General features: G+C 64.3%; 21 protein-coding genes, 2 tRNA genes and 8 pseudogenes. 19 read left to right on the top strand and 12 right to left on the bottom strand.

The window, feature by feature from the left end:
- Nucleotides 1–114: 114 nt before the first annotated feature.
- From trxB to KIV56_RS11775, 4 genes and pseudogenes are all read left to right on the top strand, one after another.
- The gene (gene trxB, locus KIV56_RS11790) at nt 115–1089 is read left to right on the top strand and encodes a thioredoxin-disulfide reductase (protein ID WP_281533594.1); all 975 of its coding nucleotides are present in this window, start codon (nt 115–117) and stop codon (nt 1087–1089) included.
- Nucleotides 1090–1098: 9 nt separating this feature from the next.
- Nucleotides 1099–1422, top strand: a complete 324-nt coding sequence (gene trxA / locus KIV56_RS11785; protein ID WP_134448545.1) for a thioredoxin — start codon at nt 1099–1101, stop codon at nt 1420–1422.
- Between the two features lie 136 nt (nt 1423–1558).
- Nucleotides 1559–2880, top strand: a pseudogene (locus tag KIV56_RS11780) (PLP-dependent aminotransferase family protein).
- Nucleotides 2881–2922: 42 nt separating this feature from the next.
- Nucleotides 2923–3882, top strand: coding sequence for a D-alanine--D-alanine ligase family protein (locus KIV56_RS11775; RefSeq protein WP_281533593.1), 960 nt, complete (start codon nt 2923–2925; stop codon nt 3880–3882).
- A 496-nt stretch (nt 3883–4378) separates the two neighbouring features.
- Here the strand turns inward: KIV56_RS11775 and KIV56_RS11770 are convergent.
- From KIV56_RS11770 to rpmH, 8 genes and pseudogenes are all read right to left on the bottom strand, one after another.
- Nucleotides 4379–5459: pseudogene (locus KIV56_RS11770) on the bottom strand (ParB/RepB/Spo0J family partition protein).
- Nucleotides 5459–6399: pseudogene (locus tag KIV56_RS11765) on the bottom strand (ParA family protein). The pseudogenes KIV56_RS11770 and KIV56_RS11765 overlap by 1 nt, the downstream one beginning before the upstream one ends.
- Before the next feature lie 86 nt (nt 6400–6485).
- On the bottom strand, nt 6486–7124 hold the full coding sequence (gene rsmG, locus KIV56_RS11760) for a 16S rRNA (guanine(527)-N(7))-methyltransferase RsmG (RefSeq protein ID WP_281533592.1): 639 nt from the start codon (nt 7122–7124) through the stop codon (nt 6486–6488).
- Nucleotides 7125–7130: 6 nt separating this feature from the next.
- Complete coding sequence (locus KIV56_RS11755) at nt 7131–7586, bottom strand: protein jag (RefSeq protein WP_281536136.1); 456 nt, start codon at nt 7584–7586, stop codon at nt 7131–7133.
- Between the two features lie 140 nt (nt 7587–7726).
- Nucleotides 7727–8706: pseudogene (gene yidC, locus KIV56_RS11750) on the bottom strand (membrane protein insertase YidC).
- Nucleotides 8707–8714: 8 nt separating this feature from the next.
- A complete protein-coding gene (gene yidD / locus KIV56_RS11745; protein WP_134448656.1) occupies nt 8715–9026 on the bottom strand; it encodes a membrane protein insertion efficiency factor YidD in 312 nt (103 codons plus the stop codon).
- A complete protein-coding gene (gene rnpA / locus KIV56_RS11740; RefSeq protein ID WP_281533591.1) occupies nt 9023–9418 on the bottom strand; it encodes a ribonuclease P protein component in 396 nt (131 codons plus the stop codon). The genes yidD and rnpA overlap by 4 nt, the downstream gene beginning before the upstream one ends.
- 8 nt (nt 9419–9426) lie before the next feature.
- A complete protein-coding gene (gene rpmH / locus KIV56_RS11735; RefSeq protein ID WP_010204566.1) occupies nt 9427–9564 on the bottom strand; it encodes a 50S ribosomal protein L34 in 138 nt (45 codons plus the stop codon).
- A 487-nt stretch (nt 9565–10051) separates the two neighbouring features.
- Between rpmH and dnaA the strand changes: the two genes are divergently transcribed.
- The 4 genes and pseudogenes from dnaA to KIV56_RS11715 all read left to right on the top strand — a co-directional run bounded on the left by dnaA (nt 10052) and on the right by KIV56_RS11715 (nt 14691).
- Nucleotides 10052–11617: a chromosomal replication initiator protein DnaA gene (dnaA, locus tag KIV56_RS11730; RefSeq protein WP_281533590.1), complete on the top strand. Its 1566-nt coding sequence runs from the start codon at nt 10052–10054 to the stop codon at nt 11615–11617.
- 229 nt (nt 11618–11846) lie between these two features.
- Complete coding sequence (gene dnaN, locus KIV56_RS11725; protein ID WP_281533589.1) at nt 11847–12995, top strand: DNA polymerase III subunit beta; 1149 nt, start codon at nt 11847–11849, stop codon at nt 12993–12995.
- Nucleotides 12996–13003: 8 nt separating this feature from the next.
- Nucleotides 13004–14210, top strand: a pseudogene (gene recF / locus KIV56_RS11720) (DNA replication/repair protein RecF).
- Entirely contained in the window at nt 14203–14691 is a 489-nt protein-coding gene (locus KIV56_RS11715) for a DUF721 domain-containing protein (RefSeq protein WP_281533588.1), read from the top strand. Before recF ends, KIV56_RS11715 begins: the two are co-directional and overlap by 8 nt.
- A 125-nt stretch (nt 14692–14816) precedes the next feature.
- Here the strand turns inward: KIV56_RS11715 and KIV56_RS11710 are convergent, their stop codons facing one another.
- A complete protein-coding gene (locus KIV56_RS11710; RefSeq protein WP_281536255.1) occupies nt 14817–15083 on the bottom strand; it encodes a hypothetical protein in 267 nt (88 codons plus the stop codon).
- On the opposite strand from KIV56_RS11710, the pseudogene KIV56_RS11705 reads away from it, so the two are divergent.
- From KIV56_RS11705 to KIV56_RS11685, 5 genes and pseudogenes are all read left to right on the top strand, one after another.
- Nucleotides 14964–16792 (top strand): annotated as a pseudogene (locus KIV56_RS11705) (DNA topoisomerase subunit B). The gene KIV56_RS11710 and the pseudogene KIV56_RS11705 overlap by 120 nt on opposite strands.
- 82 nt (nt 16793–16874) lie before the next feature.
- Nucleotides 16875–19371: pseudogene (gene gyrA, locus KIV56_RS11700) on the top strand (DNA gyrase subunit A).
- Nucleotides 19364–19774: a DUF3566 domain-containing protein gene (locus KIV56_RS11695; protein WP_134448568.1), complete on the top strand. Its 411-nt coding sequence runs from the start codon at nt 19364–19366 to the stop codon at nt 19772–19774. Before gyrA ends, KIV56_RS11695 begins: the two are co-directional and overlap by 8 nt.
- Nucleotides 19775–19908: 134 nt before the next feature.
- A tRNA-Ile gene (locus KIV56_RS11690) sits at nt 19909–19982 on the top strand.
- Nucleotides 19983–20055: 73 nt separating this feature from the next.
- Nucleotides 20056–20128, top strand: a tRNA-Ala gene (locus tag KIV56_RS11685).
- Between the two features lie 87 nt (nt 20129–20215).
- Here the strand turns inward: KIV56_RS11685 and KIV56_RS11680 are convergent.
- Nucleotides 20216–20743 (bottom strand): hypothetical protein, encoded by a 528-nt coding sequence (locus KIV56_RS11680; protein WP_281533587.1) that lies wholly within the window; start codon nt 20741–20743, stop codon nt 20216–20218.
- Nucleotides 20744–20865: 122 nt separating this feature from the next.
- Here KIV56_RS11680 and KIV56_RS11675 point away from each other — a divergent pair, with 122 nt between their 5' ends.
- Entirely contained in the window at nt 20866–21405 is a 540-nt protein-coding gene (locus tag KIV56_RS11675) for a peptidylprolyl isomerase (protein WP_134448572.1), read from the top strand.
- Nucleotides 21406–21705: 300 nt separating this feature from the next.
- The gene (locus KIV56_RS11670) at nt 21706–22257 is read left to right on the top strand and encodes a rhomboid family intramembrane serine protease (RefSeq protein WP_348648387.1); all 552 of its coding nucleotides are present in this window, start codon (nt 21706–21708) and stop codon (nt 22255–22257) included.
- Between the two features lie 79 nt (nt 22258–22336).
- Here KIV56_RS11670 and KIV56_RS11665 read toward each other — a convergent pair whose 3' ends face one another.
- Nucleotides 22337–22582, bottom strand: coding sequence for a cell division protein CrgA (locus tag KIV56_RS11665; RefSeq protein WP_134448576.1), 246 nt, complete (start codon nt 22580–22582; stop codon nt 22337–22339).
- An 80-nt stretch (nt 22583–22662) separates the two neighbouring features.
- On the opposite strand from KIV56_RS11665, the gene KIV56_RS11660 reads away from it, so the two are divergent.
- The 4 genes and pseudogenes from KIV56_RS11660 (at nt 22663) to KIV56_RS11645 (ending at nt 24304) form a co-directional block, all read left to right on the top strand.
- On the top strand, nt 22663–23274 hold the full coding sequence (locus KIV56_RS11660) for a sortase domain-containing protein (RefSeq protein WP_281533586.1): 612 nt from the start codon (nt 22663–22665) through the stop codon (nt 23272–23274).
- A complete protein-coding gene (locus KIV56_RS11655; RefSeq protein WP_281533585.1) occupies nt 23234–23497 on the top strand; it encodes a sortase domain-containing protein in 264 nt (87 codons plus the stop codon). The genes KIV56_RS11660 and KIV56_RS11655 overlap by 41 nt, the downstream gene beginning before the upstream one ends.
- A 9-nt stretch (nt 23498–23506) precedes the next feature.
- Nucleotides 23507–23668 (top strand): hypothetical protein, encoded by a 162-nt coding sequence (locus KIV56_RS11650; protein WP_281533584.1) that lies wholly within the window; start codon nt 23507–23509, stop codon nt 23666–23668.
- Nucleotides 23665–24304, top strand: a pseudogene (locus tag KIV56_RS11645) (anthranilate synthase component II). The gene KIV56_RS11650 and the pseudogene KIV56_RS11645 overlap by 4 nt, the downstream one beginning before the upstream one ends.
- A 135-nt stretch (nt 24305–24439) precedes the next feature.
- Here KIV56_RS11645 and KIV56_RS11640 read toward each other — a convergent pair.
- Nucleotides 24440–26122, bottom strand: a complete 1683-nt coding sequence (locus tag KIV56_RS11640) for an HNH endonuclease signature motif containing protein (RefSeq protein ID WP_281533583.1) — start codon at nt 26120–26122, stop codon at nt 24440–24442.
- Nucleotides 26123–26177: the final 55 nt, after the last annotated feature.

The raw sequence follows: 26177 nt of genomic DNA, 5'->3' as shown, positions 1-26177 counted from the left end.
CGTGAACGCGGACCCCCGGCCGGGAGGCGCGGAATAGCATCCGATTAGGATGTGTTGTACCCGGCAGCGAGGCGAGACCACCTGCCCCGCCCCCCACTGCGAAGGAGTCTACGCGTGCGTCAGATCATCATCATCGGCTCCGGCCCTGCCGGATTCACGGCCGCCATTTACGCCGCGCGCGCCAACCTGAAGCCGCTCCTCATCGCGAGCTCGGTCGAGGCCGGCGGCGAGCTGATGAATACCACAGAGGTCGAGAACTTCCCCGGCTTCCCCGAGGGCGTCCAGGGGCCCGACCTCATGCAGAAGATGCAGGAGCAGGCCGAGCGTTTCGGCACCGAGGTCGTCTACGACGACGTCACCGAACTCGACCTGACGGGGTCCGTCAAGACCGTCACGCTCGGCTCCGGTGAAACCCACGAGGCCCTCACCGTGATTTTCGCGACCGGTTCCGCCTACCGCAAGCTCGGTCTCGAAGACGAGGAGCGCCTCTCCGGGCGCGGCGTCTCCTGGTGTGCGACCTGCGACGGTTTCTTCTTCAAGGAGAAGGAGATCGCCGTGATCGGCGGCGGCGACTCCGCCATGGAGGAAGCGACTTTCCTGACCAGGTTCGCGAGCAAGGTCTACGTTGTGCACCGCAAGGACACCCTGCGCGCCTCCAAGATCATGCAGGAACGCGCGTTCGCCAACCCGAAGATCGAGTTCGTCTGGAATTCGACCGTTGAGGGCATCACCGGCACGGATGCCGTCGACGGCCTCGTGCTGCGCGACACGGTTTCCCGCGCCGAGCGCGTCCTTCCCGTCGGAGGCGTCTTCATCGCCATCGGCAACGACCCGCGCACCCACCTCGTGCACCAGCAGCTCGATCTCACGACGGACGGCACAATCGCCGTCGCGGGACGATCCTCCCTGACCAGCCAGGCGGGCGTCTTCGCCGCCGGCGACGTCATCGACCCGCACTACCGCCAGGCCGTGACCGCGGCCGCCTCCGGCACCGTGGCTGCGCTCGACGCGGAGCACTACCTCGCTTCCCTCCCCGCGGAACTGCTGGCCAGCGCCGGCGACTCCGCATTCGCAACAGCCACCAACTAAGGAGCACACATGTCCGCACGCGCCGTTACCGACGCGACTTTCGACCAGGAAGTCATCAACAACGAGAAGACCGTCCTCGTGGACTTCTGGGCGGAATGGTGTGGCCCCTGCCGCGCCGTCAGCCCGATCCTGGACCAGATCGCCGCAGAGCACGCCGACAAGCTCGACATCGTCAAGCTCAACGTCGACGACTTCCCCGCCCTCGCCGCGAAGTACCAGATCACGTCGATCCCCGCCATGAAGGTGTTCCAGAAGGGCGAGGTCGTGAAGACCGTCATCGGCGCCAAGCCGAAGGTCGTCCTCGTGTCCGACCTGGCCGCCTACCTGGCCTAAGGTCCGGCCCCGCTCCGGCAGGTTTCACGTGAAACCCCGAGCGAAGAAAGTCACGAAGCCCGCCCGGCACCCGCCGGGCGGGCTTCGTCATATCCGGGTGGGCCTACGATTGAAGCCTCACCAGAACGGATGTGACGTGACTGCACAAGCCTCTTCCCAGGCCGGTAACAACCTCGACCCGTGGTACCACCACTACGCCGAGCGAGCCGCGGGCCTCCGGGCCTCCGAGGTGCGCGCCCTCTTCGCCGTCGCCTCCCGCCCCGAAGTCGTCTCCCTGGCCGGAGGAATGCCGTTCGTGGCTGCCCTGCCGCCGGACCTCGTCGTCAACGCCATGGAACGGGTCATGCGCGAGCAGGGTCCCGTTGCCCTGCAATACGGCTCCGGCCAGGGTGTCCCCGCGCTGCGAGAACAGATCCTCGAGGTCATGGCCCTCGAAGGCATCCGTGCCCACGCCGACGATGTCGTCGTGACGACCGGCTCGCAGCACGCCCTCGAACTCGTCAGCAAACTCTTCCTCGACCCCGGTGACGTCGTGATCTCCGAGGGACCGAGCTACGTGACGGCTATGGTCATCTTCAAGTCGTACCAGGCCGAGGTCGACCACGTCCCCATGGACGAGCACGGTCTCATCCCTGAGGCCCTGCGCGAGCACATCACTCAACTGCGCACCGCCGGCAAGACCATCAAGTTCCTCTACACGATCCCGAACTTCCCACAATCCGGCCGGGGTCACGCTGAGCTGGCAACGACGTGTCGAGATCCTCGAAATCTGTCGGGCCAACAACATCCTTGTCCTCGAGGACAACCCGTACGGCCTGCTGTACTTCGACAAGCCGGCACCGGATGCGATGCGCTCGCTCGAAGACGACGGCGTCGTCTACCTCGGTACCTTCTCCAAGACTCTCGCCCCCGGATTCCGCGTCGGCTGGGCCCTCGCCCCGCACGCGATCCGGGAAAAACTCGTCCTCGCCAACGAAGCGGCCGTGCTCTCACCCAGCTCGTTCAGTCAACTCGTGATCTCCGAGTACCTCGCCACTGCCGACTGGAAGGCCCAGATCAACACCTTTCGCGGCGTGTACCACGAGCGCAAGGACGCCCTGCTGAACGCGCTCGACGAGTACCTGCCCGAACTCACCTGGACGAATCCCAATGGCGGTTTCTACGTCTGGGTCACCCTGCCCCAGCTGCTCAATTCCAAGGCGATGCTTCCCCGCGCGGTCAAGGAGCTTGTCGCGTACACGCCGGGGACCGCATTCTTCGCCAACGGCGACGGCCAGCAGAACATCCGGTTGTCGTTCTGCTACCCCACCCCCGCAGAAATCCGGGTCGGCGTTCGTCGCCTCGCCACCGTGGTCCGCGATGAGACTCGACCTCCTCGAAACATTCGCCGGCACCGGCTCGCTCGATCCGGTGCGCACACCCGGTCGCTTCAACCCGCTGCCGACCGACGTCTCCTAGCCCACGAACCACTCGCACGCGATTAGCAAGGAATCCCTGATCATGACCGATATTTCTACCCTTGCGATTGTCGTTCTCGCCGGCGGAATCTCGCATGAGCGCGATATCTCCCTCCGTTCGGGGCGACGGGTGGCGGATGCCCTGACCACCCTCGGGCACAAGGTCACCCTCCTGGACCCGCAGGCGGGACTCCTTCTCGACCTCAGCACCCGGGCGCCCGACGTCATCTTCCCGGTCGTGCACGGGGCGACGGGCGAAGACGGCGCGCTCCTCGCCCTCCTGGAAACCACGGGTATCCCCCACGTCGGCTCCCTCGGCGGGCCCGCAAGCCTGGCCTGGTCGAAGCCCACGGCCAAGGAACTCGTCCGTCGCGCCGGATTCTCGACGCCGAACTGGATCGCTCTGTCCAAGGAGACCTTCCGCGACCTGGGAGCGGCGAGCGTGCTCGAGCACCTCCTGACGGCCCTGCCCACTCCCCTGGTGGTGAAGCCCGCGCAAGGCGGATCCGCCCAGGGCGTCACGATAGTCGACACCGCCGCCGAGCTTCCGCGAGCCATGGTCGAGGCGTACACCTACAACTCAGTGGCCCTCGTCGAGGAGAAGGTGCGCGGCACCGAACTCGCCGTCACAGTGATCGACTCAGGCGCCGGTCCCGGCGCCCTCCCGGCCGTCGAGATCGTTCCCGTCAACGGCGTCTACAGTTTTGAAGCCCGCTACAACGCCGGCGAGACTCTCTTCTACGCACCCGCGCGCATCTCCGCCGACATCGCCGTCCTCGTCGCCGAGACGGCGGTCGCCATCCACACGCTGCTCGGACTCAGGCACATCTCCCGGATCGACCTGATCGTCGACGAGGACGGCGTGGTTTGGTTCCTCGAAGCCAACGTCCTCCCCGGGCTCACCGAGACCTCCTTGGTCCCCCAGTCCATCGAAGCCTCCGGTGCAACGCTCGGCGAGGTCTACGAGTCTCTCGCGCGTGCCGCCATCGCGACCGTCGACTGACCCTGATCCGACCACATCGCCCAAGTCACCCGGAATTCGCCCCATTTAGGTCGCGATTCGGAAATTCTCGCAAGCCCTGAGTCCGCTTAGAACGCGTTCTGGAGACCTGAAACCTCCCGGAATGGGCCTTCAGGCGCGATGTCCGACACAACGTTTCACGTGAAACTCTCGCTCGGTGATCGTCTCGTCGTCGGCGGTCCGTGAAATTTCGAGTTTCACGTGAAACATGCGTCGCGAACGTGACGCACGCAGGGCCGACCATCCACACGACACGGTGGTCGCCTGCGAATAATGGGCGTCGAGTCACGAACGACCGGACACCCGCCGGGTGAGTCTGCCGCCATGTTTCACGTGAAACATGCCCCGGCTACGCTTCGTGGAATACGTTTCACGTGAAACATGCGGCAGCGAGTCAGCGCGGCTGAGCCTACTGGAGCGCGTGCGTGATGTTTCACGTGAAACACCCGAGCGGGACAGGTCCGTTCGACCGCGGGATCTAGTTCGATCCGAAGCCAGGCTCACCCAGCACGGCAAGAATCCGGTTCAGGTCGCCGATGGTCGCAAAATCGATATTGATCTGGCCCTTGCGAGCACCCAGGTTGATCTTCACCCGGGTGTCCAGACGATCACCGAGGTGCGATGCGATTTCGTCGAGGTGACCCTGCCGCTTGCCTGCGGACGGGCGCGGTGCCTGTACCTTAGGCCCCGCCGTCGCAGCGGCCTCCGCGGCGCGGACGGACAGGTCCTCGTTCACGATCTTGTCCGCGAGCCGCAGCATCCCTTCCGGGTCGCCGACGGAGAGGATGGCGCGGGCGTGTCCAGCAGAGAGAACCCCGGCCGCGACACGCAATTGCACCGCCTCCGGGAGCTTCAGCAGACGGATCGTGTTGGTAATTTGTGGCCTTGACCGGCCAATTCGCTGTGCGAGCTCGTCCTGGGTGATTCCAAAGTCTGCAAGGAGCCTGCTGGTAAGCGGACGCCTCTTCGAGCGGGTTCAGCTGGGCGCGGTGCAGGTTCTCCAGCAGGGCGTCCCGGAGCATATCGACGTCGGCGGTGTCCCGGACCACGGCGGGGATTGAGTCAAGGCCGGCTTCCTTGGTCGCCCGCAGCCGTCGCTCACCCATGACGAGTTCGTACTTTCCCGGCTGATCCGGGAGCGGACGCACCACGATCGGCTGCAGCACACCGACCTCGCGGATGCTGTGAACCAGTTCCGCGAGATCGGATTCGTCGAACACGCTGCGGGGCTGTTGGGCATTCGGGACGATGTCGAACGGATTCAAGTGCGCGAGCCGGGCACCGGGAACGGGGACCAGGACGGGCGCGTCAGCATCCGCCTGCTCGACCACGTCAGAACCGGCCTCGTCAGAACCATCGACATCCGCGTCTGCCACGACCGCGAGGTCAACGGCGACGATCCCGGCCTCGGCGTTGGCCACGGCGAGTGCTGCGGCGGCACTCGCCTTCGCCGCGGGGGAGTACGGGAAGAAGACATCGACGGGACGGGCGAGGGTCGGGTCGTCCTGGATCGGAATCAGGGCGCCAATGCCACGGCCGAGGCCTGTTCTTTTCGCCATTACTGTCGTTCTCCTGTCTGGGGGGCACCGCGTCTGGCGATTTCCGCTGCTGCTTCAAGGTAGGAGAGCGATCCTGCCGAGTTCAGGTCGTAACTGATCACGCTCTGCCCGTAGCTCGGGGCCTCAGAAACGCGCACAGAGCGCGGAATGAGGGTGCTCAGCACCTGGTTGGGGAAGTGATCGCGCACGTCCTGCGCCACCTGGTTGGCGAGGTTGGTGCGACTGTCGTACATCGTCAGGAGAATGGTCGACACGGTGAGGCTCAGGGTTGAGATGCTTCTCGATCAGTTCGATGTTCTTGAGCAACTGGCTCAGGCCTTCGAGTGCGTAGTACTCGCACTGAATCGGGATCAGGACCTCTCTCGCTGCCACAAAGGCGTTGATCGTGAGGAGTCCGAGCGACGGGGGACAGTCAATGAAGACGTAGTCGTAGGGATCCATCATCGCGGCCAGGTGCACGTTGAGGGCCCGGCTCAGTCGCTGTTCCCGTGCGACAAGGGAAACCAGCTCGATCTCGGCTCCGGCGAGGTGAATGGTCGCCGGAACACAGAAGAGCGAACCGAATTCCGGGCTACTCTGCACCACCGAGGCGAGTTCCACATCATTGATGATCACGTCATAGACGCTCGGGGTGTCCGCGCGGTGTTCGACGCCGAGCGCGGTCGAGGCGTTCCCCCTGCGGGTCGAGGTCGATCACGAGCACCCGGGCGCCCTGTCGTGCGAGTGCCGCGGCCAGGTTCACGGCGGTCGTGGTCTTACCCACCCCGCCCTTCTGGTTGGACACTGTGATGACCCGGGTCCGCTCGGGCTTGGGCAGCTTCTCCGCCGCGATCACCTGGCGCCTGCGCGTCAGCTCGCTGATCTCCCGGGCGAGGGGAGTGCTGCTATCAAAACCGGGTGCGGCCGTGGTGTCGTGCTGGTCCTGGCCGGGTTGTTTCACGTGAAACCTTTACGTTCGACGGTTGAAGAGCCATCCGAGGGTGATGCACGATCCGTGTTCGCGGGTTGCGAAACGCCGATCGGGGACTAATCAACTGTAGCCCTTATGACCCGGGTCACGTCCTGCAGCACGCCCTCGCCGAGGGTGATCACTTCGACATTGCTGAGGTGAAAACGTCGAATCTCCTTGGACGCAGCCGCGATCTCGCCCTGAGCTCCGGCGCCCTTCATCAGCACGAGCTCACCCCCCCCCCTGAGCAGCGGGGCTGTCAGGGGGATGAGTGTTCGGAAAGCGCTTACTGCCCGAGCGGTGACCTGATCGAGCGGATGCGGGAGGTGCAGGTCTTCGGCGCGCGCGCGAATGACGGTCGTGTTGATCAAACCGAGTTCCGAAACCTGCTCGGTCAGCCAGGCCACGCGGCGTTCCATCGGTTCGATCAGGACGAAGTCCACGTCGGGACGGATGATCGCCAGCACGAGGCCGGGTAGCCCGGCACCCGAGCCGACGTCGCCGACGAGTCCCGGGCGGAGCAAAGGGGCCATGATCGCACAGTTCAGGATGTGCCGGCTCCAGAGCCGGGGCAACTCGAGCGGGCCGATCAGGCCGCGCTCCTCACCCTGGCTCGCGAGATTGGCCGCGAAGGCGCGTGCGACGTCGATGCGGTCCCCGAAGAGTCCGGAGGTGACGAGGGGTTCGGTCTCGAGCGTATCGTTCACGGGTTCCACGTGAAACTAAGCCGCGGTGATGACCGTGTGACGGTCGCGGCCCTCACCGGTGGACTCAGACACGTAACCGTGCTCGGAGACGAGGTCGTGAACAAGCTTGCGCTCATAGGACGACATGGGCGGGAGGGATGCCTCCGTCGCCCCTGCGGCGATGCGCTCGATCGCGCGCGTCACGAGGACGCCGAGTTCGGCCTGGCGGGCCTCACGGGAGCCGCCGATGTCGAGGATCAACCGGGAGAACGAGCCGGTTTTGTTCTGCACCGCGAGGCGGGTCAGCTCCTGGAGGGCGTTCACAGTGTCCGGGCGGGAGAGCAGGCGCAGGCTTCCGGCATCCGTCGAGTTGACAGACACGTAGGCGCGGCCGTTGCGGGCATCGATGTCGATGTCACCGTCGAGGTCGCAGATGTCGAGGAATTCCTCGATGTAGTCCGCAGCGACGTCGCCCTCCTTCTCGAGCCTGATCGAGGGTGGGGGGAGTCATCTTCCGCGGGGGAAGCCGCGGCGATCACGTCGGTGTTCTCAGTCACGATGTCCGTCTCTTTTGTCTACTGTTCAGTCGTTCTGTTCAGTCGCCTGGGCCTGTTCAGCCGCTTCGGACCAGTCTATTTCTTCGGGCCGGTCTGCTTCTTGGCGCGGGCCTTGCCGACGGGCTGCTGGCGCTGCGGCAGCTGCTTCTTCGGTTCCTCGACCACGATGATGTCGCCGTCCTTCGCAATAAGCTTCCCCTTGCGCGCGAGACGCTCCTCGCGAGCCTTGGCTGCTTCGCTGCCCGGTGTCGGCATGTTGCGGATGACCAGGAACTGCTGGGCCATGGTCCAGATGTTCGAGGTCAGCCAGTAGAACATGACGCCGAGCGGGAAGGCGATACCGGAGAAGGCGAAGACGAGCGGGAGTAGGTACAACATCATCCGCTGCTGCTTGAACATCGGGCTCGCCTTGGTCTCAGGCGACATGTTCTTGGAGACGATCTGGAGCCTGCGTGATGAACTGCGAAGCGGTCATCAGCACGACCATCGTGGCCGCGATGATCATCACGGCCAGGTTGTACGGGCTGCCGGCCACGAGAAGGGCCCACTGAGTGGAGAACGATTCGTGCAGCGGTGCGACCCCGAACAGGGTGGCACTGCCGAAGCTCTCGGCAAGCTGGGAGTTGAGCGGGCCGACGCCGGCCTTGGCGTGCTGGGCATCGTTGAGTACGGAGAAGAGCGCGAAGAAGATCGGCATCTGCAGCAGGAGCGGAAGGCACGAGGCTCAGCGGGTTTGTGCCCGTGCGCTTGTAGAGTTCCATAGTCTCGCGGGACATGGCCTCGCGGGAGAACTGGTCCTTCTTGCCCTTGTACTTGTCCTGGATCTTCTTGAGCTGAGGGGCCACCTCGAGCATCTTGCGCTGGCTGCGAATCTGCCGTACAAAGATGGGGATGAGCGCGGCGCGCACGACGAGCACGAGTCCCACGATGGCCAGCACCCAGGTGATGCCGTCGTTGTAGCCGAGTCCGACGGTCGTGAACAACCAGTGGAAGGCGACGAGCAGGAGCTCGACAGCCCATTTCAAAGGCCAGAGAATCGTACCTAGGAGGTCCATACTTTGGGTCAGCCCTTTCCGTGGCTCACTGGGACTACAAATCCAAACGACGTCACGGCGTAGCGACGCTTGCGCTTCAGCGGAACGTCATCGACTCCGCCTTCGGCCCACGGATGACACCGGGCCAGTCGGCGTGCAGCCAGACCGGACCCGATAACCAGGCCATGTTCCTGGACGGCGCCGAGTGCGTACGCCGAACAAGAGGGATAGTACCTGCAAACGTCGCCATATAGCGGTGAGATCACCGCACGGTACACGCGCAGGAGCACAACCCCCAGATTGCGTGGGAGCAAAAGCACCCAGGCGAGCACGGTCTTCATCGGGAGGGCAGTCGTTCCGGCCGGCGATGGCCGGATCCGGTCGTGCCCGCGGCATGTCGGCGCTGGAAACTCAGGAGGGCCTGGCTGACTTCGGCCTGCAAAACGGGCCATTCCACTTCGTGCGCAGCGGGAAGTGCACGGATGACGACATCCGTGCCGGGGTGCACCGTGGGGAGCAGGCCGAAGCAGGCCGCCTTCAGGCGACGCCGCATCCGGTTGCGCCGAACGGCATTCCCCACGTTTTTCGCGACGATGAAACCGAACCGAGGGGGTAGGCCTTCGGCATTGTCACGCAGGTAGGTCACGAAATGCGGACCAACCACACGCACGCCGCGGCGAACGACCATCTTGTAGTCGTTGCCGCTCGTGATGCGATTGGTCCCCGCGAGCACGGGAGTGCTTACGCGGAAAGCTCGGTGCGACCCTTGCGACGGCGGGCACCGAGGATCGCGCGGCCGGCACGGGTGCGCATGCGAAGACGGAAGCCGTGCACCTTGGCGCGACGACGGTTGTTCGGCTGGAAAGTTCTCTTGCTCATTGTGTGGTCTCCACGTATTGAATCTCCGCAGGCCAAAAAATGTAGAACGGCCGGGAAAGAGTGAGGTAGCCCGCGGGCTGGGGTCAACTGATTAAAACTACGGCCTCAATCGGTGCTGGTCAAACCGGACGGCGACAAACGGCGGATTCTGCAGATCTTTTCTCGGTTTCCGGTCAACGACACGTACCGAATCCACAACAGAGTTGGCCACCGCGGCAGACAGTGACTACCGTGAGGACAAGTTATCCACAGGCAGCCCCCATTGCCTGTGAAACAAAGCCCGAATTGCACACAGGCGGTGGATAACCTTGTGGATGCTTTTGCTGGGGCCGTCTATTCGGCTCACACTGGTGTCGACTGTTCCGGCGTTTCCAGGTGCATTCAACAAATTATCGACAATACCGACGCGCAGTTTCAACACACAGTCTTTCAATAGACAGCGCTTCAACAGACAGCGTTTCAACAGACAGTATCGACAGAGGGAACAATGGCAGCCGAAGAACAACCGATCGCGGACACCTGGCGGGCAGTGCTCACCAGCCTCGAATCGGATGACACCATCACCCCGATGCTCTACGGCTTCCTGAACCTGGTCGAACCGAAGGGCATCGCGGCCGGCACGTTCTATCTCGAGGTACCGAACGAGTTCACCGCGAGCATGCTGAACCAGCGGATGCGGGTTCCCCTGCTCGCCGCGATGGGCCACCTCTCTGAGGCGAGCGCGGTGTCGACCTTCTACGTCGTCGTCAACCCTGAACTCGAGCAGGAGTCGGTCCGTCCGGTTCAGGAGTCCGCACTGCCCAGGGATGTCGAGACTCCCGCGACGCCCCAGTCGGTTTTCGAAAGCGCACCGCCCGTCGAAAGCCCGCACGACACCCGGCTGAATTCGAAGTACAGCTTCGACAACTTCGTGATCGGGCAGTCCAACCGGTTCGCACACGCCGCCGCCGTCGCCGTCGCCGAAGCGCCGGCCAAGGCGTACAACCCCCTCTTCGTCTACGGCTCGTCCGGATTGGGCAAGACCCACCTGCTCCATGCCATCGGCCACTACGCCATGAGCCTCTATCCGGGCATTCGAGTTCGTTATGTCAGTTCCGAAGAGTTCACCAACGACTTCATCAATTCGATCGCCAACAACCGCGGCTCGGCATTCCAGTCGCGGTATCGCAACATCGACATCCTGATGATCGACGACATCCAGTTCCTGCAGGGCAAGGCGGAGACGCAGGAGGCGTTCTTCCACACCTTCAACACCCTGCACGACCACAACAAGCAGGTCGTCATCACGAGCGACCTGCCGCCGAAGGCCCTGACCGGCTTCGAAGACAGGATGCGCTCCCGCTTCGAGTGGGGCCTCATCACGGATGTCCAGGCCCCCGACCTCGAGACCCGCATCGCGATCCTGCGTAAGAAGGCCCAGAGCGAGAAGCTCCAGGTTCCCCACGACATCCTCGAATTCATGGCCTCGAAGGTCTCGTCCAACATCCGCGAGCTCGAGGGAACCCTGATCCGAGTCACGGCCTTCGCGAGCCTGAACCGAACGCCCGTCGACATGGACCTCGTCCAGACGGTGCTCAAGGACCTGATCACGCTCGACGAGGACAACGTCATCGCGCCGGTCGACATCATCACCAATACCGCGGACTACTTCAAGCTCACCGTCGAAGACCTCTATGGCTCGTCCCGGTCCCAGGCCGTCGCCACGGCCCGCCAGATCGCCATGTACCTCTGCCGTGAGGCTCACCAACCTTTCGCTCCCGAAGATCGGTCAGCTTTTCGGCAATCGGGACCACACGACGGTCATGTACGCGAACAAGAAGATCAGCGAACTCATGAAGGAACGCCGCTCGATCTACAACCAGGTCACGGAACTGACCAACCGCATCAAGCAGGACCACCGCTACAAATAATCCGCAGAATCCCTCAGTTTTCACAGTTGTGGATAACCCTGTGGAAACTCGTCGAACAACTTGTACGAATTTGTGGAAACTGCCGTCCGACTTGTGCAAACTCCGCTCCTGGCAAGGCTCGTCCTGAACCGGGGGCCGATTAACGCCCACAGGCTGCCCACAAGTTACATGTTTGTAGTTCCCAGTGAACGAGCCGCATCCACAGAGTTATCCACAGTTTCCACAACGGTTAAGAAGATTAACAAAAACTTAAACTTCTCTCTGGCCGACAACCTTTCCTCCGAAGCCGGAGGAGATCCAGCGACGCAGAGGCTGCTGTGAGAACGACTACCATTGAGCCCAAACAGGTCTCCGACCGACAGGAGTGACTTCGTGAGATTTCAGGCCAACCGGGACGTTTTCAGCGAAGCCGTTTCTTTTGCTGTCAAACTCCTTCCCCAGCGCACCACGCTGCCCATTTTGAGCGGTGTGCTGATCGAAGCAACAGCGACCGGCTTGATCCTCTCGTCATTCGACTACGAGGTCTCCGCCCAAACCGAGATCGCCGCAGAGGTCGAAGAAACCGGGAGAGTCCTCGTCTCCGGTCGCCTCCTCGCCGAAATCGCCAGCCGGATGCCCAACGCTCCCGTCAGCTTCGTGACGAAGGACTCCCGCATCACGGTCAGCTGTGGAACAGCAAGCTTCACGCTTCTGTCCATGCCTGTCGAGGAATATCCGAGCATCCCGGTCGTCAGCGGCCAGGCCGGCCTCGTTCCGGCGGAAGACTTCGCCGCTGCCGTCGCCCAGGTCGCCGTCGCCGCATCGCGCGACGACGTCACCCCGGTCATCACGGGTGTCCAGCTCCAGATCTCCGAAAACAGCCTGAGCCTCGTCGCCACCGACCGTTATCGTGTCGCCGTCCGAGAAATCGACTGGGACCCCGGAACAATGGTCGGGGCAGACAGCATCACCGCGCTCGTACCGGCCCGCACCCTCCAGGAAGTCGGCAAGACGTTCGGACACAGCGGCACGATCTCGGTGGCGATCACCAACACCGATGATCGCGAACTGATCGCGTTCACCGCCGACAAAAAGACCGTCACGAGCCTGCTGATCAAGGGCAACTACCCGCCCGTTCGCCGGCTGTTCCCTGACCAGGTCGACAACTACGCCGTGATGAACACCGCGGAACTGATCGAGGCCACCCGCCGCGTCGCACTCGTGCTCGAACGCGAGGCGGCCCTGCGGTTCTCGTTCACGACCGAGGGACTCACCCTGGAAGCGGTCGGCTCAGAGCAGGCGCAGGCGAAGGAATCCGTGGACGCAATCCTGTCCGGCGTTGAGACCGTCGTCTCCCTCAAACCGCAATTCCTGCTGGACGGCCTCACGGCGGTGCACTCGGAATTCGTGCGGATCTCCTTCACGAAGACGGAAAACCCGAACAAGCCCGGACCCGTCCTGATCACGAGCCAAAGTTCGCGCGACCAGCCAGGAGCGGACAGCTACAAGTACCTGCTCCAGCCGAACCTGCTCCTGCGCTAAGAACTCCGGTGCGGGTAACTCACCTGTCCCTGACCGACTTCCGCAACTATGCGCAGGTCGAGGTGCCGTTCCAGCCGGGACCGAACCTCATCGTGGGAAGCAACGGCCAGGGTAAGACCAACCTGGTCGAGGCCCTCGGATTCCTGAGCACACTGGGTTCGCACCGGGTGTCGACAACGGCGGCGATGATCAGGTCCGGTGAGGAATCCGCGATCATCCGGGCGAAACTCGAGTACAACGGCAGGGACCTCCTCGCCGAAGTGCAGATCAACCGTTCCGGGCTGAACCGGGCGCAGATCAACCGCTCCGTCATCAAGACGAGGGAGCTGCCGAGGTACTTCTCGAGCGTGTTGTTCGCTCCGGAAGACCTCGCGCTCGTGCGGGGCGACCCCTCGGGGCGGCGCCGGTTCCTCGACCAGGCTCCTCGTGCTCCGCTCGCCTCGGCTCACCGGGGTGCTGGCCGATTACGACCGGGTGCTCAAGCAGCGCAATTCCCTGTTGAAATCGGCCAGGGCGTCCGGATTGCGCACAACCCAGCTCGGAACCCTCGAGGTATGGGACGACCGCCTCGTGGAATTCGGTTCGGAGATCATCGACGAACGCGCGAAACTCGTCGATGAACTCGGCGGTCCCCTGCGTACCGCGTATGAAGCCGTCGTCGGGGCCGATCACGGGCCGGCCCTGCTCGGCGCCCTGAGCGTCCTGGGCCTGGATGACAGCAGCGGCAGCGAGGAGGGCTCTCCTTCTCACGCTTCTTCTCCCTCTCTTTCCAGCACACCGGCTGTCGCGACAGAGGACGGGGCTAAGGCTGCCGGGACGACAGCCGACCTGTTCCGGGCGGCCCTCGCCGGAGTGCGTCGCAAGGAACTCGACAGAGGGATGACCCTGGTCGGCCCCCATCGCGACGATGTCGTCTTCATGCTCAACGCCCTGCCGGCGCGAGGCTATGCGAGCCACGGCGAATCCTGGTCATTCGCCCTCGCGCTCAAACTCGCGGCCGCGGAACTCCTGCGCAGGGATTCTTCGAGCGGGGATCCGGTCCTCATCCTCGACGATGTCTTCGCGGAACTCGACCTGTCCCGCCGAAGCCGCCTCGCAACGGCGGTCCTGGCATTCGACCAGGTGCTCATCACGGCGGCCGTGTTCGAAGACGTCCCCGATCAGCTGGCCGCGCACACCATCCGCATCCATGCCGGGGAGGTCGTCGATGGCTGAGCAGAGCGAGGCGGCACGGGTGTACCTGCGTTTCAAGGATGTGTTCGGTGATCCGAATGCCAAGCGCGTCAAGGCCAGGCGCAAGGTAAGGGACGACACCGGTTCGAGTGTGCCGTTCGGCATCGGCCGCGATCCGCGCGGCCTCGGGGACACCATCGACTCCCTGACCCTGCAACTGGGCTGGAACTCACCGCTCGCGCAGTCGGAACTGCTCGCATCCTGGATCGAACTCGCCGGTGAGGAAACTTCGAAGCACTCCACTCCCGCCGGTATCGACGAGGGCGTCCTGACGGTCCATTGCGAGTCGACGGCGTGGGCGACCCAGCTGCGGATGATGCGTGTCGAAATCATGACGCACATCTCCGTCCGGTACCCCGACGCGGGCATCGTGTCAATCCGTTTTCAGGGACCCAACGCTCCCTCCTGGAAAAAGGGCCCCAGATCAATTCCAGGGCGCGGTCCACGCGATACCTACGGCTAGGGAGCCAAAACAGGTCAACCGACTAGGCAAAACGCGTCAGATCCCCGTTTATGGCCGGGAGGCCATGCCCTGTTTGGTAGACTCAAGGGTCGCCCGCGCGACGGTCAGGAGCTCCATAACAGATGTCAGTCGAACCATTGATCGAGCCGGAGCATGGATACGGCGCCGACGATATCCAGGTCCTCGAGGGACTTGAAGCCGTTCGGAAGCGTCCCGGTATGTACATCGGGTCGACCGGTCCCCGAGGTCTGCACCACCTGGTCTACGAGATTGTGGACAACTCGGTGGACGAGGCCCTCGCCGGACACTGCGACACGATCGGCATCGAGATCCTCGCCGACGGAGCCGTGCGCGTCGCCGACAACGGACGAGGCATCCCCGTCGACATCCACAAGGCGGAGGGCCGTTCAACGGTCGAGGTCGTCCTGACCGTGCTCCACGCCGGCGGAAAGTTCGGCGGCGGCGGTTATTCCGTCTCCGGTGGCCTCCACGGCGTCGGCAGGCTCCGTGGTCAACGCGCTGTCCTCGCGGCTCGACGTCGCGGTTCGTCGCCAGGGCCACGTGTGGCGACAGAGCTTCCACGACGGCGTCCCCTTCGCTCCGCTGAGCCAGGACGAAGCCTCGGACGAGACCGGAACAACGATCACGTTCTGGCCGAGCGCGGAAACCTTCGAGACCACGGACTTCGACTTCGAGACCCTGCGGGCCCGTTTCCAGCAGATGGCGTTCCTTAATAAGGGACTCACCATCACGCTCACCGATGAACGACCGGATCACCTCGACGCCGAGGGCGCGCCGATTCACAAGACCTTCATGTACGAGAAGGGACTCGTCGACTACGTCGAGTATCTCAACCGTGCCAAGAAGGCCGAACTCGTCAACGAAGAGATCATCTCCTTCGAGTTCGAAGACCACGAACGCAAGATGGCCCTCGAAGTGGCCATGCAGTGGACCACCGCGTACACGGAGAGCGTCCACACCTACGCGAACACGATCAACACCCACGAGGGCGGCACCCACGAAGAGGGTTTCCGCGCGGCACTCACAACCCTCGTCAACAAGTACGCCAGGGAGAAGGGCATCCTCAAGGAAAAGGATGACAACCTCACCGGCGACGATGTGCGCGAGGGCCTGACCGCCGTCGTGTCGATCAAACTCGCCGAACCTCAGTTCGAAGGCCAGACCAAGACGAAGCTCGGCAACACCGAGGCGAAGTCCTTCGTGCAGAAGGTCGCCAACGATCAGCTCTCCGACTGGTTCAACCGCAACCCGATCTCGGCCAAGGAGATCATCCGCAAGGCACTCCAGGCCTCGAACGCCCGGATGGCGGCCCGTAAGGCGCGCGAAACCGCCAGGCGCAAGGGCCTCCTCGAGGGTGGTGGCATGCCGGGCAAGCTCAAGGACTGCCAGAGCAAGGACCCGTCGCTCTCCGAGATCTTCATCGTCGAGGGTGACTCGGCCGGCGGTTCCGCCGTGCAGGGCCGTAACCCGGAGTACCAGGCGATTCTGCCCCTCCGCGGAAAGATCCTGAACGTCGAGAAGGCCCGGCTCGACCGAGCCCTCGGCAACGCCGAGGTCCAGGCCATGATCACGGCCTTCGGCGCCGGCATGGGCGAGGAATTCAACCCCGACAAGGTGCGGTACCACAAGATCGTCCTGATGGCCGATGCGGATGTCGACGGCCAGCACATTACGACCCTCCTGCTCACCCTGTTGTTCCGCTACATGCGACCGCTCATCGATCTCGGTTACGTGTACCTCGCGCAGCCGCCGTTGTACCGGCTCAAATGGACGAACGCCCCGCACGAATACGTCTACTCCGACAAGGAGCGCGACGCGCTGCTCGCCGACGGTGCCGCAGCGGGCAAACGGATCCCCAAGGACAACGGTATCCAGCGCTACAAGGGCCTCGGCGAAATGGACTACAAGGAGCCTGTGGGAAACCACGATGGCGCCCGAGACCCGCACGCTGCTCCAGGTCACGCTCGACGACGCAGCGGCAGCGGACGAGATTTTCTCCACACTGATGGGCGAGGACGTCGAGTCCCGCCGAAACTTCATCCAGAAGAACGCGAAGGACGTGCGTTTCCTTGACATCTGACGACACCACCAACAACACGACCAACGAGGAAACCGCGGCGGAAGCGGCCGCGAAGGCGGCCCATCTCGAGCAGCACGGCAAGATCGACCAGGTCGACCTGCAGGCTCGAGATGCAGCGTTCCTACCTCGACTACGCGATGAGCGTCATCGTCGGGCGGGCGCTTCCCGACGTGCGCGACGGCATGAAGCCCGTGCACCGCCGCGTGATCTACGCCATGTTCGACGGCGGCTACCGCCCGGACAAGGCGTTCAGTAAGTGCGCGCGCGTCGTCGGCGACGTGATGGGCCAGTTCCACCCGCACGGTGACTCCTCCATCTACGACGCCCTCGTCCGGCTGGTCCAGCCCTGGAGCCTGCGCTACCCGCTCGCCCTCGGGCAGGGAAACTTCGGCTCCCCGGAAACGACGGCGCCGCCGCCCCGCGGTACACCGAGACGAAGATGGCCCCGCTCGCCCTCGAGATGGTGCGCGACATCGACGAGGACACCGTCGACTTCCAGGACAACTACGACGGCCGCACACTCGAACCGACCGTGCTCCCCTCGCGCTTCCCGAACCTGCTCGTCAACGGTTCGGTCGGCATCGCGGTCGGCATGGCCACCAACATCCCGCCGCACAACCTGCGCGAGGTGTCCGCCGGCGCCCTCTGGTACCTGCAGAACCCCGACGCGACCCGCGAAGAGCTCCTCGAAGCCCTCATCCAGCGGATCAAGGGACCCGACTTCCCCACCGGCGCCCAGATCCTCGGCATCAAGGGCATCCAGGATGCCTATCGCACCGGGCGCGGCTCGATCACGATGCGGGCCGTCGTCAGCATCGAAGAGCTCCAGGGTCGCACCTGCCTCGTGATCACCGAGCTGCCGTACCAGGTCAACCCGGACAACCTCGCGATCAAGATCGCCGACCTCGTCAAGGACGGCAAGATCGGCGGCATCGCCGACATCCGCGACGAAACCTCCGGTCGTACCGGCCAGCGCCTCGTGATCGTGCTCAAGCGCGACGCCGTCGCGAAGGTCGTCCTCAACAACCTCTACAAGCACACACCGCTGCAGGAGAACTTCGGCGCGAACATGCTCGCGATCGTCGACGGCGTGCCGCGCACGCTGCCCCTGGACGGTTTCGTCTCCGCCTGGGTCGACCACCAGGTCGACGTCATCGTGCGGCGCACCCAGTTCCGGCTCAACAAGGCCGAAGCGGATGCGCATATCCTGCGCGGGTACCTGAAGGCCCTTGACGCCCTCGACGAGGTGATCGCGCTCATCCGCCGGTCACCGACCGTCGACGACGCCCGCACCGGCCTCATGGAACTCCTGGACGTGGACAAGCTCCAGGCCGACGCCATCCTGACCATGCAGCCTGCGCCGCCTCGCAGCCCTGGAACGTCAGAAGATCATCGACCAGGCCGCCGAACTCGAGCTGCTGCAGATCGTCGAGTTCCAGTCGATCCTCGCGAGCCCCGAGCGCCAGCGCACGATCATCAGTGACGAGCTCACCGAGATCACCACGAAGTTCGGCGACGACCGGCGGACCGAGATCATGTTCGGCTTCGACGGCGACATGTCCGTCGAGGACCTCATCCCCGAAGAGGAGATGGTGGTCACCGTCACGCGTGGCGGCTACATCAAGCGCACCCGCAGCGACAACTACCGCAACCAGCACCGCGGCGGCAAGGGCGTCAAGGGCGCCCAGCTGCGCGCTGACGACGTCGTGGAGCACTTCTTCGTCACGACCACGCATCACTGGCTGCTGTTCTTCACGAACACGGGCCGGGTCTATCGCGCCAAGGCGTACGAGGCCCAGGAATCCGGGCGCGACGCCAAGGGTCAGCATGTCGCCAACCTGCTCGCACTGCAGCCGGGCGAGGAGATCGCGCAGATCCTCGACATCCGCGACTACGGGGCCGCCCAGTACCTGACGCTCGCCACCCGCGACGGCCTGATCAAGAAGACGGCCCTGAGCGAGTACGACACGAACCGCACCGGCGGCATCATCGCGATCAAACTGCGCGAGGGCGACGAGCTCGTCTCCGCGCTGCTCGTCGAGGAAGACTCCGATCTGCTGCTCGTCTCCCGGAAGGGAATGTCGATCCGCTTCACCGCGAGCGACGAAGCCCTCCGTCCGATGGGCCGCAGCACCTCCGGCGTGATCGGGATGCACTTCCGCGGCGATGACCGGTTGCTCGACGCATCCGTTGTCTCAGACGACGGCTATGTTTTCGTCGTGACCGAGGGCGGCTATGCGAAGCGCACAGCGGCCGACCAGTACCGCCTGCAGAACCGTGGCGGGCTCGGGATCAAGGTCGCCAAACTCAACGATGATCGCGGGGACCTCGTCGGGTCCCTTATCGTGGATGACGAGGACGAAGTACTCGTGGTCCTTGCCAGTGGCAAGGTGGTACGTTCTGACGTCGCCGAAGTCCCTGCCAAGGGACGGGACACGATGGGCGTCGTCTTCGCTAAGTTTGCGGAAGAAGACCGGATCATCGCCATTGCGAAGAACTCCGAACGTAACCTGATCGTCGAGGAAACTGCGGACGAGCTGGAGAGCGATTCGGGAGAGGAAGAACCGTTAGATGAGTAGTGTTGCTGAGAAACTTGCCAAAAAGTCTGGCCGGAGGCCCACTGTGACAACCAAGCAGGTGCGTCTCAAGCTGGTCTACATCGACTTCTGGTCGGCGGTGAAGCTGTCGTTCCTGATCGCCCTGTGCCTCGGCATCGTGACCATCGTCGCGACCTTCCTGATTTTCACCGTGCTCAACGGCACCGGGATCTTCGGCAAGATCGACGCCCTGTACGCCGATATCGCGGGGTCGTCATCCGACCTGGCAAGCATCCTGTCGATCGGCAACGTCATGGGCTTCGCCGTCGTCGTGGCGGTGCTGAACACGGTCGTCATCACGGCCCTGGGGGCCGTCTACGCCGTGCTGTACAACCTGAGCGTGAAGATCACCGGCGGCCTGCTCGTCGGCTTCACGAACAACTAGCTACACCCGCTCCGCCAGTTCCACCTGCTCCACCCGCGTCACCGCCGCTCCCAATCGGGCAGCATCCGAAACGAATCGGCTGCTCGATTGGGAGAAACCGGAGGTTTCCGGTAGTCTCAAATCTGCCCAATAAGGGGGATATAGCTCAGTTGGTTAGAGCGCTTCACTGATAATGAAGAGGTCCCAGGTTCAAATCCCGGTATCCCCACGCAGTTACATTTGCACGCAGTAGAAGCTTCAAGACGTACAGGCCTTTCCGGCCATCACGCCCGTGAATGTGCGGGGCCATAGCTCAATTGGTAGAGCGCCTGCTTTGCAAGCAGGAGGTCCGGGGTTCGATTCCCCGTGGCTCCACAGTCCAGCACAGAATGATCCAGCAGAAGAATGACAGAAGGCCCGCATCCGGTGGATGCGGGCCTTCTGTCATTCAGTCTGTGGCTGCTACGACTCGACGGACGTTGCGGTCTTAGGCTCGTCGTCGGCGACCCAGAGCTCGTCGTCGGCGCGGAACGTCTGCCAGACGGCGTATGCGACGCCTGCGGCGGCGGCCAGGGCGACACCGAGCGCGATGTACGCGCCGGCCCCCGGGCCCTTCTTCTCGATCACAACGGGCTGCTGGAAGTGCAGGCGGCTCAGTGCCGCACGAACGCGAGCGTCCCGCGCGACGTCTCCGACGCTCATCACGGTGCCGATCGCACTGCCGAGGCCTGGAAGGACCTTGGTGACGACCTGGTTGCGGACACCGTCAGCGAGGTCCTGCGTGGCCTGCACCTTCGGGCGCACTAACTGGTCGTAGCTGTCGCGGACACGGGGAACGACTTCTTCGCGGGTGAGCACCCCCGCCTGGTGTGCGGCATCACGTGCGAGCACGTTTGCCCGATCGAGAACCTCCTGCTGGTGGTTCCACAACTCGTCTGCGCTCTTGCGCAGCTTCGTAAGTTCCTTGCGGCGCTTGCGTGACAGGCTCATCTGGACCCTCCATCGATGTCATGTGGCGAACATCACCCATCTTGCCACGCAATACTCCAAGAGGGCTTCGGATGCCCCGGACGGTCAGAATCCGTCTGCGCGCCTGTGCAAGAATTGACCCCATGTCAAAGCACACCGCCGTCGCAACGCTCAATACATCGCTCGGACCGATCAAGGTCAACCTCTTCGGCAACCACGCGCCGAAGACGGTGAAGAACTTCGTGGGCCTCGCCACCGGCGAGATCGAATGGAAGCACCCCGGCACCGGCAAGGTCTCGAAGACCCCCCTCTATGACGGCACCGTCTTCCACCGCATCATCAAGGACTTCATGATCCAGGCCGGCGACCCGCTCGGCCAGGGCACCGGCGGCCCCGGCTTCCAGTTCGACGACGAGATCAGCCCCGACCTCGACTTCACTCAGCCGTATGTCTTCGCGATGGCCAACGCCGGCATCCAGGGCGGCCGCGGCACCAACGGGTCGCAGTTCTTCATCACCGTCGTGCCGACCACGTGGCTGCAGGGCAAGCACACCATCTTCGGCGCCGTCGAGGACGAAGCTTCCCGCGCAATCGTCGCGAAGCTCGCCACCGTGCCGACCGATGGCCGTGACCGTCCCCTCACCGAGGTCGTCATCGAGTCCGTCACCGTCGAGCAGGTCTAGGCCCGCTTCGAATGACTGACCTGCCCGGATCCGCAGCCAATTTCTGCTATCGGCATCCGGGCAGGCAAAGTTTCATCCTGTGTCAGCGCTGTGGCCGCACCATCTGCCCGGAGTGCCAGACCCAGGCCGCCGTCGGCGTGATCTGCCCCGAGTGCATGAAGGAACAGCGGCAGAACGCCCCGCGCACTCGCCCGGCCCTGCTGACCCGTATCTCCTCGAGCCGCGGTCCCGTCGTCACCTACGGCATCATCGGGGTCACCTTCGCGGTGTTCCTGTTGCAGGCTCGTTCCCGGATTCGACGTGACGAGCGCACTGCTCTATGCCGGCATCTACTCGTACCCCGGCAGTTTCGAGCCCTGGCGGATGCTCACGAGCGTCTTCGTCCACTCGACGAGCTTCATCTTCCACGTGCTTCTCAACATGTACACCCTGTGGATCTTCGGCCAGATCCTCGAAGGCATGCTGGGCCGCGGTCGATTCCTCGCCCTGTACCTGCTGAGCGGTCTCGCCGGTTCGCTCGGGGTCTTACTCCTGGCCGGTCCACTCACACCCGTCGTAGGGGCATCCGGTGCCATCTTCGGGCTGATGGGCGCATTCCTGGTGATCCAGAGGCGCCTCGGAGGCAATTCGACACAATTGCTGATCCTGGTTGGAATCAACCTCGTGATCGGTTTCCTGCCCGGCCTCAATGTCGCGTGGCAGGCGCATGTCGGCGGTCTTGTCGGCGGGGCTATCCTGGGCCTGATCTACGTGCAGACCCGGCGCAGCAAGCACCACTCGCTGCAGAACTGGCTGGTTGCGGCCTTCGCGCTCGTGCTCGTGGCCCTGAGTTTCGTCAAGTTCCTGGGCTGAAAGTTATCCACAGGTCTGTCCACAACTGGGGATAATTACACCGGTGTAATTGACCCCCAAACGGGGGGTAGCCGAGAGGTTAACGCCAGCGGGTCGTCATCAGGAAGCCAACGAAGGCGATCCCGAATCCGACGAGGATGTTCCAGGAGCCGAGGCCTGCGATCGGCAGGGTGCCCTGGCTCACGTAGAAGACGATGATCCATGCCAGTCCGATGAGCATGAAGCCGAACATGACTGGTTTGAACCAGACGGCGTTCGGGGCGTCCTCGCCAGAGCGAACGACCTCGGTGCGGGCGGGCTTGGTGCGGGGATTCGTTCGTGCCATGCCTGCGATTCTAGCGCCATTGCCCATCAGCCCACCTCGTCAGGGTCTTCCGGCCGTGTGTGCCGATTAGAATCGGAACCATGTCCGACGCCACCCCGCCCGCCGCGCCAGCGGAGAGTCGTCGTGAGTGGCGAGCTTCCCGGCGTCGCAGGCCGGTGGGTGTGATCGGTGTCATCGGTGAAGTGCTGATCACGGGCGGCGTACTCGTCTTCCTGTTCATCGCGTGGCAACTGTGGTGGAACGACCTCGTCGTTGCCGGGGAGCAGTCCAGCGCGGCCAACCAGATCAGCCAGCAGTGGATCGGCGACGCACAGGCGTCCAGCGCGACGCCCACACCGATCCCCACGAACACGCCGACGGCCGTTCCCGTCCAGACGCCGGGGTTCGGGACTCCCGTCGTCGGCGTCGCCCCGGCTGAGGCACAGCCGTTCGCCGTGCTGTACGTGCCCCGCTATGGCGCCGCGTACTCGCGCACCATCGCGGAGGGTGTGGGCCACAACGTGCTCAACAGCCCGCGCCTCGGCATCGGGCACTACCCGGGTACCCAGATGCCCGGAGAAGTGGGAAATTTCGTCGTGGCGGCCCACCGCAGCGCCAACGGCGGCGGGATGCACCTGATCAACGAGTTGCAGGCTCGGCGATGCCATTTTCGTGCAGACGGCCGACGGCTACTACACGTACCGGTTCCGTGACCTGGAGTACGTGCAACCGACCGACGTCGGCGTGCTCGCCGCAGTCCCGCACGCACCCGGGGCGACCGCGACCGATCGCATCATCACCCTCACGAGTTGCAACCCGCTCTATTCGACGGCGGAGCGCATCATCGCCTACGGCGTCTTCGATTCCTGGCAACCGATCTCGGCCGGCCCGCCCGCGGAACTCGCCGCCATCATCGCCGCCCAGGCCGCGGGCTAGGAGTCTGATATGTACGCATCACTGTGGCGGGTCCTCCCCGGCCCGCTCTGGCTCCGCATCCTCCAGGTGCTGGTGCTTATCGCTCTCGTCCTCTTCGTCCTCGCCACGTGGGTCTTCCCGTGGGTGGACACCATCGTCAACAGCCAGGAATCGACGGTCGGCACCCCATGACCCGCATACTCGTCATCGACAACTACGACAGCTTCGTCTACACGCTCAACGGCTACCTGATGGAGGCTCGGAGCCGAGACCGAGGTCGTGCGGAACGACGCGTTCGCGCCGGAGGAAGCCGCGGCGCGGATCGCCGAGTTCGACGGTGTGCTGCTGTCGCCCGGGCCGGGGAAGCCGGCGGATGCCGGTGTGTCCATCGCGATCGTCCTGGCCGCATTCGAGGCCGGCTCACCACTGTTCGGCGTGTGCCTGGGGCACCAGGCAATCGCTGAGGCCTTCGGTGCCACGGTGACGAACGCCGAGGAACTCATGCACGGCAAGACGAGTCAGGTCACCCACGACGGCAGTGCCTTCTACGACGGCGTTCCGCAGCCCTTCACGGCGACGCGATACCACTCCCTCGCGGTCGTTGATTCGACGGTGCCGAGTGACCTCGTCGTCACCTCGCGCACGGCCGGCGGCGTGATCATGGGGCTGAGGCACGCGACCGCTCCGATTCTCGGCGTGCAGTTCCACCCGGAATCGGTCCTGACCGAGGGCGGCTACCTCATGCTGGCCAACTGGCTGGCCCTCACTGGCCTGCCAGAGGCCCAGGAGACCGCACGGGGACTCCACCCCATCCTCAAGCTGTCCTAGGGTCACCGACTGGCCGCTGTGGTCCGACGCGAGTGCCCGGTCGCTCCGTTGTGGTGTTCGCCGTGACGCCGTGACGCCTTGACCGTGACGTGGTGAGCCGGTGAGCCGGTGAGCCGGTCGGCCCGGTCGGCCCGGTCAGTCGCGGTTGGGTGGTCCGGTGAGGACCTGGTGGGCGCGGTGCCGGTTCGGCGGCCGCCACAACCGTTGCGGGTCGATCAGTCCGGGTGCCCGCACCTGGGGTGAGCCTTTCACCATGCGGATCTCCCACCCGGAGGTGTCGATCGTGTGGTGATGGAACCAACACAGAAGGACCCCGTTGTCCACTGTCGTCGGGCCGTCCTTCGCCCACGGCTTCACGTGGTGCACTTCGGCCCAGTGTGCCGGGGCTTTACAGCCGGGGATGATGCAGCCGCCGTCGCGGGCGGTGATCGCCCGGCGTTGCGCCCGATTGAAGTACCGTCGCTCCGGACCCAGCTTCAGCACCTGGTTGTTCGCCCCGAACAGGACCCCTTGGAAGCCGCCGTCACAGATCCGCTGGTGCACCGTCTTGAGCGATACCGGGGCTTCGACGCCGTCGATCCACCCAACGCCAATGCCGGAGGCGAGGTCTGCGGCGTTCACGTGCACCATCACCGTGGGGGCCGACCCGCCCATCGACGGGGTGTCTTCGTCCCGGGCGGCGTGCTCGAACAAGGCCCGCAGGATGTCGGCGCGTTTCTCCCCGCCCGTGCGGGTATCCGCGCGCCGCTCCCGCAGCTCGGCCTCGATCACATCCAGCTCCGGGCCCGTACCGGCGTCAGTGCCCGCTCCGGCGCCGTCAGTGGTGCCCGCGGTCTCGGCGCCGGGGATCATCTGCCCGGAATCCATCCGGGCCTGCTCTTCCTCGGTGGGGAACGCGGGCCGGGCGTGGAAGCTGAGGAAGGCGTCGAAGAGGGTGTTCATCATCCCGTAGAGCTCCGGTGTGACTCCGCCCTTCACCGGGTACAGGCCGTTCTTCAACTGTCCGAAGCCGATGTTCGACTTCGCCTCGAACAGGTCTTCCTGGGGCAGCATCCCGTCGGGGTCGAGGATGGCCTGCCATTGGAGCACCATGCCGCGGATCAGGTCTGCGGCCGCGGAGACTCCGGCGCCGGCGAGGATCTCCGTTTCCGGGGTGATCCACCCGGCCGCCGTGGCGACCAGGGCCCGTTCGGCGACCTCGACCTCGGCCGGGACCGCCCGGTGACTGACCGCCCCGAGCCCCGTGGTGATCAGCTCGGCCGCCTCCACACCGATATCCCCCGCCGCCAGCGCGGCCCCGACGACCGGGAACAACGGCGGCAACATCGCAAGGCCCGCCCGGCGGGGCAACACCGCGTCCCCGAGCTTGATGCGGCGCTTCACTTCCCGGGCCGAGACCCGCGTCACCCGGGTGAGTACATCCCAGGGGCCCCGGCAGCCCATGCGCCACGCCAAACCCTCCCGGCCGAGCACCCGGGCCCGCCGGTCCACATCCGTGGCGGTGTTCACCCGGGCCGCATCAACGTTGCGTCCGATCGCCTCCACAGTGCTGAGCGCCTTCACCGCTTCGGTGTCACTGAGCAGTCCGACCGGGATCGCGGCCAGGGCTTCTGCGAGAGCCGCCTGCGCCTCGACGAGCCGGGCGACAGCATCCGCATGCACCGACGGCACCGACCCGGCCAGCCCTTCCGCACCCTCGAAACCCTCGGCAACGGCGACCGGATGGGCCGACTCGACATCAACGGTGGACTGATCTCCCGCGGCCCCGGAATCGGGCGTCTGCGGGGTGTGTGACTGGGGATCCGAAGCTCCTGCCATACCCCGATTCTACCTCGAATCGAACACGAATACGAGACTTACTCACCTAATTTCG

The sequence above is a fragment of the Cryobacterium breve genome (genome assembly GCF_027594785.1).
GTDB classification, from domain to species: domain Bacteria; phylum Actinomycetota; class Actinomycetes; order Actinomycetales; family Microbacteriaceae; genus Cryobacterium; species Cryobacterium breve_A.
The sequence above is the reverse complement of the archived record's forward strand: the minus strand, read 5'-3'. Positions and strand labels throughout refer to the sequence as shown.